7 protein-coding genes and 1 pseudogene are annotated in these 9,142 nt (G+C 34.6%); 7 read left to right on the top strand and 1 reads right to left on the bottom strand.

Annotated features, from left to right (window positions below; translation table 11 throughout):
• Positions 1–1,319 (bottom strand): IS66 family transposase (locus DI44_RS0117520; protein ID WP_033026763.1); only part of this gene is annotated, 1,319 nt, incomplete at its 3' end.
• A gap of 107 nt (positions 1,320–1,426) precedes the next feature.
• Between DI44_RS0117520 and DI44_RS00075 the strand changes: the two genes are divergently transcribed.
• The 7 genes and pseudogenes from DI44_RS00075 to DI44_RS19790 all read left to right on the top strand — a co-directional run.
• Positions 1,427–3,379: a PEP/pyruvate-binding domain-containing protein gene (locus DI44_RS00075; protein WP_081704467.1), complete on the top strand. Its 1,953-nt coding sequence runs from the start codon at positions 1,427–1,429 to the stop codon at positions 3,377–3,379.
• Positions 3,372–4,631 (top strand): hypothetical protein, encoded by a 1,260-nt coding sequence (locus tag DI44_RS00080; RefSeq protein WP_033026758.1) that lies wholly within the window; start codon positions 3,372–3,374, stop codon positions 4,629–4,631. Before DI44_RS00075 ends, DI44_RS00080 begins: the two co-directional genes overlap by 8 nt.
• A complete protein-coding gene (locus DI44_RS00085) occupies positions 4,628–5,824 on the top strand; it encodes an ATP-grasp domain-containing protein (RefSeq protein WP_033026756.1) in 1,197 nt (398 codons plus the stop codon). The genes DI44_RS00080 and DI44_RS00085 overlap by 4 nt, the downstream gene beginning before the upstream one ends.
• Positions 5,825–5,839: 15 nt before the next feature.
• Positions 5,840–7,084, top strand: coding sequence for an MFS transporter (locus DI44_RS00090; protein WP_033026754.1), 1,245 nt, complete (start codon positions 5,840–5,842; stop codon positions 7,082–7,084).
• Positions 7,050–8,246, top strand: a complete 1,197-nt coding sequence (locus DI44_RS00095) for an ATP-grasp domain-containing protein (RefSeq protein ID WP_021322226.1) — start codon at positions 7,050–7,052, stop codon at positions 8,244–8,246. Before DI44_RS00090 ends, DI44_RS00095 begins: the two co-directional genes overlap by 35 nt.
• A complete protein-coding gene (locus tag DI44_RS0117515) occupies positions 8,225–8,935 on the top strand; it encodes an ABC transporter substrate-binding protein (RefSeq protein WP_128723173.1) in 711 nt (236 codons plus the stop codon). The genes DI44_RS00095 and DI44_RS0117515 overlap by 22 nt, the downstream gene beginning before the upstream one ends.
• Before the next feature lie 82 nt (positions 8,936–9,017).
• Positions 9,018–9,142 (top strand): annotated as a pseudogene (locus tag DI44_RS19790) (ISL3 family transposase); the annotation flags it as partial.

Here is a 9,142-nt window from a genome sequence, read left to right as displayed (position 1 = left end):
TGTTTGACTTTCACCATCCGCAAATCGCGCTCGGCTTGGTTGTTGTCAAACGGCACTTCTTTCTTTCGCAGGAAGAGAAGCGCTTCTTGCTTGCGCTTTTCTAGGCGCCGGATGAAATGTTCCGCTTTGCGGACACCGAGATGATTGCCTTGTCGGCAACGTTCATCGAGTTCCTGGCGCCCATTCGAAAGAAGCTCGTCGTACACCACTTCCCAATACCGGACTTTCTCTTCCGGCAAGGCTCCGCCCGCTTTCTCCACTGCCTGTTTCATCTCCAACAGTGCTTCAGCCATCTTGTTCGACCAAGAGTGATGGTAAAGTTCGGTATACTCCCGAAGCTCCCGGAGATGATGGGCGTGGCAAAGGGCATGGCTCGCCTGCGTATACATCGGGTATACGGCATACGCATCATGCACCATCGTTCCTTTGTACCGCGGCAAAATCCCGATGTCATCCGTCGCTTGTTTGCCACGCGAGCGATGAATCCCGTATCGGGTTTCCTTGGAAGTGGAAGCGACGTGCACCCATTGTTTCGTTCCTTTCACACGCAGGCTCGTTTCATCGACGTGCAGCGTGCTCGAAGTGAGCAGCGCGGCTTCGATTTCTTCGATCGCGGCTTCTGCCACAGGCTGCCACCGTCTCGTCATGTTCACGACTGTGCCTGCACTCATCGAATGGTCAGTGAGCGCTTTGACCATCTCCGTGACACGCTCGCACGGGATCAACTGTGCATGATTCCAGTATAAAATAAGGGAAGTGATAGCTGGACCGTACTGGACATGATTCGTGACATAAAAAGGGAACTCCGCCTGCTGGACAAGTCGGCATTCAGGACAACGCTTGATTTCCCGCTCGTGTTGAGTGACTTCCATGCGAACCACTGGGAGGTCGAACACTTGGCGAATGTCTACTTGAAGTGGATCGATATGTTCTAACGAGTGACCACATCCTTTGCATTGGGTCACACGGTGAAGGACTCGATGGTCAGGATTCGGTGATTGGCGGAGCGTCGTTCCTTGGTGCCCTGGCTGTCCTCCCGGCCGTTTCTCCGATGGTGGACGAGAAGGAGATTTCGCCTCAAACCGGTCAGAGGACGGCGGGAAATGACTATTCGTACTGTTTTTTTTCGTACGGGCTTCTAATTCTGCAATACGTGCTTTCCATTGCTGGTTTTCTTGTCGGAGCTGTTGGTTTTCTTGACGTAGTTGTTCGTTTTCTTTGATGAGTTTTTCCATCGTTTGTGCTTGGTGTTCGATTTTTGCGACCATGCTTTCAAGTGTGAAGACCGCTTGTTGGAAGCCAAAAGCAACATTTGCCATTGTGTTCACCTCCCATGTCTATGATGGTAATTAGTATAGACAAGGAAGGTGCGAACAAACCGGCTCTCGTAAATTTTTTCTATGTACGGGCTGAATAGTTACCTGATTTGTTAAAACAGTTGGATCTGTATATAAAAAAACCAAAAAATCGTTTAATTAATATGTTGCAAGAAATTTCTTCTGAAAAAATATCTTTAGATAGTTCTCTTGAAACAGTGGAAAGGATTGCATCTCTTCAGTACACCGCTTTAGGAGAAATTTATGGTATAAATCTGGTTCAAATTGAACATGGACTAAAATGGGCAATGGAGCAACTCCTACTAGAAGAAATACCTAAAGAAGATGTGAGAAAATATATTCCGTATCTCCTTGGTTCTGAAAAAGCAACGATAGGAGTTATAGCAGAAAAAACTGCTTTGGCTTTATCTATTAAAGTCAGTGAGAAAAAATTAACTTTAAGAGAAGCGGAAAAAGAGTATTTATCTAAATATAAAAATTTAAACTACGCCTATGGTGCTGTTAAGAAAAATAATGTTGCAGCTGAAAAGTTAAAGTATTTAATAGAGACTCCCTTAAAAGAACGAATACAACTTTTTAATAAATTGGATAATTTAACTGATTGTAATAAAAGTAATTCTCTAGTTGATAAAATCATTAGATCTCATGAGATAAGGGATAAACTTATTAAATTAAATGACATTGCTATAAAAGTAGGGGATTTAAGAGATAAAAATAAAGCATTAATGGGACAAGTAGCCTACCAGAGAAATAGGCTTCTAAATAACTTAGCAAGTTTAACAGGTGAAAAGAGGGAGAACTTGTCAAGATACATGTTGTTTGAACTCTTTGAATTAGCTGAGAACCAAAAAAGATTAAGTGAAGAAACTATTAATTTAAGGTATGACTATGTTGTATTAAATAGAATAGAAAACTGTTTGATTGGAGATAAAGCACGTGAAGCTACATTAGTAGTTGATTTTAAAACTGATAAAAATGACCAAATAAAAGGTACTACGGCAAGCATGGGAAATGTTAAGGGATATGTCAAACATGTTAGAGATATCAGTGACTTAAATTACATAACAAAAGAAGATATTTTAGTAGCTAAGGGTACTGACTTTAATTTTATGGATGCAATGATGAAATCTAAGGGATTCATTACAGAAGAAGGGGGAATCTTAAGTCACGCAGCGGTTATAGCAAGAGAATTAAAAAAACCCTGTTTAATAGGAATTCCCAACGTCTTTTCTAAAATACCTGAAGGATCCTTTATAAATTTAAATGCGGATCAAGGATATGTGAAAGTTATCCATAGAAAGGTAAATGAAAAGAAAATTCCTTTTGTTAAACTTGATGATGCCTCCAACTCTGTTATTGTTGGCAATAAAGCTTATAGGTTATATGAACTTTTAAAACACAATATTAATGTATTACCCGGTATAGTAATACCGTCTAGTATAAATATAAACGACTATACTGCAAATGACGTTGAGATACTATTAAATGAGATTAAAATGCTTTTCCCAGAATGTTCACATTTAGTTGTTCGAAGTAGCTCACCTAGCGAAGATCTTATAGATAAGTCAGTAGCAGGTATTTTAGAATCTAAAATCTGTAAAATGGAATCATTCGATTTATATAATGCAATCCAATATGTACAAGAATCCGGAAAAAAAGGAATAATAAAATATTACTTTAGTAAAGATGAGGTGGATTTGGCTGTTTTAATACAACCATATTTAAAACAAGATTTGGGGGGAGTTATATTTACTTGTAATCCTATAGGTGACGATGAAAATGATATGTTAATAGAAGCTAGTTATGGTGGGGCTTCCAATGTGGTTAACGGAAAAGTTGATATTAGGGAAACGTTAAGTAAGTCAAGTTATAAGTCTAATTATAAAATTTTTAATAATTTAGCGGAAATAGCGAATTATATAGAAAATTTATATGGATACCCTGTTGATATTGAATGGGGAGCACAAAATCAAAAAATTTATATATTTCAAGTCAGACCAATAACAACTTTATCAAATAAAGTAGGGGAATATCATGATTAGAGACTTATTTATTAAAATGGGCGTTAGCAATAATTATAAATTAATTCCAGAAAGCCCCATTATACGTAATAATGCAGACACATTTTTTATTGGATCTGCTATTATGGCAAATATGGATCTTTTTGAAGCAGAAAAGGAGAAAAAACATGAGATACCACAAAAATATATAACAGCACAAAGGGTTTTTTCAGCTAACAGATTAGAAGATGTAGGGAAGTATCCATTAGCTACTCCATTTGAAGTTATGTTATCTATATTTCGGTTTGGAGATAAAAGTGTAGAACCATCTATAGACTTTATTCTCAATTTTTTGAATCTAGCTTTAGGTATAGATCCTTCTCAATTAATCTATTTAGCTCCGTATGAACTAGGGATTAGAAATACCGTCTTATCAAAGAAAGTACCAGAAAGAAATGTTATTAGTTGGGAAAACAATATTCCGTTAAGACTAGGAAAAAATAAACCGCAAGGATATTATTTGAAAATATTTTTACCATATAAACATGGCATTATACCTATTTCGACTATAGGGTTTATCGAAGGTATAAATGGAATTTCAACAGATAGTGCGTTATTTCTCGAACGACTTTCCTTTGTAAAAGATAATTTAATTCATTGGTATGAAAGTGAGTTTTTTATTGATCTTACGAAGGAAGTAAAAGCACAATTCCCTAAATTTAACTATAACGAAGTTTACCTATGGGCTAATCATTTAAGAACACTCATGGCGCTATATTATGACGGTGTAAGACCAGAGGGGAAAGGTCCAGGACATACAATGAGAAAAATAATTAGAACATTATCAGGAACCTTATCTGGTGATAAGGTTTGTGATGATAAAGCATTAAAATTAATTTCAGCTGGAATCAAGTCATTAAAAAACTTGGGTTATGATATTACTGAAACTGTAGATGTTAACGAATTAACCGAACAAATTTTCAGGCAAATTAATAATGGTTCTAGTCAAATCGCCAGAGAGATTAAAAGATTTAAAAGGGCGCTTAGCAATAATGAAATAAAATCTTCTAAAGACTTAAAACAATGGAATGAAGAAAGAGGCCTAACATATGAATGGATGAGAAAAGCTTCCGAAGATGAAGGTGTATATGACTTGCCTTTTCCGGAAATAGAAAAGCGTTTCTGGTTAAGAAACGAATGTTATTCATTTGACACAAATCAGAAGATAACAGATCCAGTACAATTTCTTAAAAATGCAGAGTCTAAAAGAATGAAAGGAGTAATGAAAAATTGACGAAACACGTATTGGTAATAGGCGGTATGAGACCCGTCCATAAACAGTTAAAGAAACACAATGCAAAATTAACATTAATGACTGACAGAAAAAAAATAAAAAATAGTGATGCAGGTATATATGAAAGAATTATAGGAATTGAAAATGTTGAAGATACGAATGAGTGGATTGAATTAGCAAAAGCTATAAATAAAATTGAACCGTTTTATGCAATTGGGGCGTATCACGAAAAACTGCAAGATAAAGCTGCATTAATTGCGGAGGAACTCGGTCTAAATTTTTATAGTTACGAAGTTATTCAAACAGTAAGAAATAAAGTACTGATGAGAGAAAAATTAAATAGCAATGGTATTGATAATGTTAAATTTTCTTGTGCAATAAATAGGCGAGATATTGAAAGATTCATTGATGGGGTTGGTCTTCCTGTTGTTCTTAAACCTGTAGATGAATGGGGAAGTATTGGAGTATCTATTATAAAGGAAAAGAATGAGATAGATAAAGCTTTAGCCCTTATAAAAGCTGAAAATCCTAATAAAGAAGTGCTTGTTGAAGAGTATTTAAATGGAGATGAATATAGTGTTGAAGTTTTTAGTCAAAATGGTAAGCACATCGTAACTGTCATAACCAAGAAATTTAAAAATCAAACTTATCCAGTTGAAAAAGGGCATGTTGTATTTGCCTCCATTCCTTCTTCTATAAGATCAAAAATTGAAAAAAAAGTTTATGACTGTCTTGCATGTTTAGGAATAACACATGGACCTTCTCATACAGAGGTTATAGTGGACCCAAGCGGTAATATAAACATTGTTGAAACGCATACTAGATTGGGAGGGGATTTTATTCCAGAATTAATAGAAAAGTCCACAGGTATAGACTTAATTAAGATGACCGCACAACAAACATTAGGAGAAGATGTAGGCATTCCGGAATTAAAAATAAAGCATTATCACGCCATTTGGTACTATCTTCCTGAAGAAGAGGGTGAAATATGTGAAATAAACGGTTTAGAAAATGTAAGAGCATCGGAAGGAGTAGTGGAAGCTAATTTATTGAAGAATAAAGGTGACGTTGTAAGATCTGCTTTAAGTTCGTTTGATAGATTAGCATATGTTATTGCGAAAGGTAATAGTACAGATGACGCATTATCCAAAGCCAAAAATGCCATAAAAAAAATTAATGTTAAATTAGTATGATTGGAGCAATTTTTAATGTACCAAAACAAGACCTTTTTATTACTGTTATCTAATAATTTTTTTAGTTCTATTGGATTTGGTTTACAGGCCTTTGTAGTAACCTGGTTAGCTTATGATATTACTCAAACAGCCTCAGCAATTGGGACAGTTTTGGCCATCTCTACAATTCCAAGAATTTTATTATCACCTTTTATTGGTGTGCTTGTTGATATTTGGAATAGGAAGAAGACTATTGTTGTTGTACAATTTTTAAGATCGCTATTACTTATTATTATACCTTTAGCAATTTTAATTGATAGTTTAAATTTATTAATATTGTATGTAGTAACTTTTCTTTGGAATGTTGTCGATAGATTCTATATGCCTGCATTTAAAGGGTTGATGAAGGAACTATTAACAAACGATGAGTTGTTAAAGGGAAATACGTCATTAAACGTAACTTTTCAAATAGGAATGATAATAGGAACAGCTATTGCAGGTTTTCTCTTTGAATACATAGCAGATGTATTTGCAGTATTTTTTAATTCAATTTTGTTTATTATAGCTGCAATAAGTATTCTAAGTATAAGACAACGGAAAAATAATACTCTGAAAAAGAAAAATACTATTGAGTTTCATGACTTTTTCGTGCAATTGAAATCCACTGCTAAGTATTTATCTGCTAGAAAAATCATTGTACTTTTCGGTTGTTTAGTAGCATTAAACGAATTTGTGATTCAGATAGTCAATATTATTATGGTTCCTTATGTCACTAAAATCTTAGCTGAAGGGCCGGCAACATTAAGCCTCCTTGAAGGTATTTTTGCAGTGGGTTCTATAGTGGGCGGATTGTGCCTAATAAGGATAATTAAATTAATGGGTAGGAGAAATTTTATTTGGATGAGTATAGCCGCTTTAGGTGGGCTGCTGTGTTTAATTCCAGTAACGAAAAGCATATTAATTATCGGGACAGTGATGTTTTTTCTAGGTGCAGTTGCACTTCAGTCAAGAACATTATTTAGCACTATAATTCTTGAAAAGGTAGATAATAATTTTCAAGGAAGGGTTAACAGCATAATCAATATGTTCATCTCATTATTAGGTGCGTTTATATATAGTATAATTGGTAAATTGGGAGAAGTTATCTCTATTCAAATTATAATATATCTTATCGGAATGTTTGTAATATTATGTTCAACAATTGGTATTTTGATTAATAAATTAGAGTTAATGGAGGAGAAAGAAATTGGCAGTATTGATACTAAACAGATTTCCGATTAATGTTGCAAAATACAAAGAATGGCTTGAAGATTATAACAGTGAAATATATTTGTTCACTAATGAGAGATTTTCAGATCAATTTGTAGGATTTGATATAAAGAAATCTTATAAAAAGTTTCAAGATAATGGTTTGGTAGATTATGACGCAATTGAGTTATATGAACAAAATCCGTATGATGCAATAATAGCTTTAGATGAAACAGAAATTGTTAGAGCAGCTAGACTAAGAGAGAGATTTAATCTAAGAGGTCAAAATATGAAAAGTGCACTTGCCTTCAGAGATAAAGTTATTATGAAGGACTACGTTTCTAGCGCCGGATTAAAAACGCCTGCGTATAAAAAAATTGAAAGCTCAGTAGATTTATATGACTTTGAAAAGACACACGGTTATCCTTTTATTATCAAACCGGTAGATGGAATGGCATCAAAAAGTGTAAGTGTAATAAAAAACCATCAAGAGCTAAAATTATATTTAGAAAAAGGAATACCAAAAGATATGATGGTAGAAACTTTTATAAAAGGGACAATGCACAATGTTGATGGAATAATTTCCGATGGAAAAATAGCTTTTATTTCAGTGGGACAATATCTAGATGATGCACTCAGTTTTAAAAAAGGTTCTTCGTATACTTTATTACCACCTAATCACAGTTTATTTAAAAGAATAAAATATTTTACTGAAGAAATAATTAAATCATTACCCACTCCGAATTTTACACCATTCCATTGTGAAATTTTCCATACAGAAAATGATGAATTAGTTTTTTGTGAGATTGCTTCAAGAGTCGGAGGTGGACGACTTGATGCCGCTATAAATGAGGCGTATGGAATAGATTTATATAGGATATGGGTGAGAAATGAGTGCTCATTACCTATAGAAATCCCCTCGACAGTAGAACTAAAAAGTTTAGTAGGTGGAGTCTTTATCCCTTCGAAAAATGGTAAATTATTGTCCAGGCCATCTAAAATTCCATTTGATTGGGTAGTATTGTATGATCCTTTCGGAAATGAGGGTGAAACTTTTAATAATCCTAACTCTGTAATTGATTCTATAGCAATAGTACTGGTGAGGGGAAATACATTAAAAGAAGTAGAACAACGAATATTCATTATAAGAGATTGGTTCGAAGAGAACGTTGTATGGGGGTTAATGGAAAAATGATGTCGATAAGCTATAAATATTTCAAAATTTTGTTAATATTTATAGTACTATTATTGGCATCTTGTTCTTCTAAGCAAAGTAAACCCAATCTAGATAAAAAAAGTATAAGCTTAACAATCGGATATCAAACTCCTACGGCTCAGACGTGGGGCGCTACAATTATTAAAAATCAAAAGATTTTTGAAAAGAAATTATTAGAGATGTATCCAGATGCGGAAATTGAAATACAATGGTTTAACTCATCATCAGGTGTTCCACTTGTAAATGCTATGTCTTCAGGTAAAGTACAAATAGCATTCCTTGGTGATATGCCTGCTTTATTAGCTGGTGCCAAGTCGGTTGAGCTAGAACAATTAGATGCGAAAATAGTAGCTATTGATGGAAAAGGAAAAAACGGGATGAATCAAAGCATAATAGCTCCAATTGATGGCATTAATGATATTAGTCAGTTAAAGGGGAAAGAGGTTTCTGTCCCCTACGGATCAAGCGCACACAAAATGCTTTTACAGACTTTAAAGTCTAATAACTTGTTAAATAAAGTAACTATAATAGATCAATCTGTAGCTGTAGGATTAGAAAATGTAAATACAGGAAAAATAGCAGCTCATGCTACGTGGGAACCTTACCCAACAATGGCTATAAAACAAGGTAAAGCTAAAATACTTTTGGTTCATCACCAAATTTTGTGATTTAGTGACAAAAAAGAGAAAGCACTGACGAGATCCTGGCAATAATGTTAGCGGTGAAATCAACATTAAGGAGGTCTCGTAAGTGCTTTCTATACCACTAGGATTGCCAGAATTTAAAGTGATTAAACAAGAACTTCTTTCCTATGGTTATGCGATTCATGTAGAGAAAACAGAGACACAGGAACGTTGCCCTCATTGTGGGTTTGC

It is taken from the genome of Geobacillus sp. CAMR5420 (assembly GCF_000691465.1).
Classification (GTDB): domain Bacteria; phylum Bacillota; class Bacilli; order Bacillales; family Anoxybacillaceae; genus Geobacillus; species Geobacillus thermoleovorans.
This window is presented reverse-complemented; position numbering and strand designations above follow the sequence as displayed.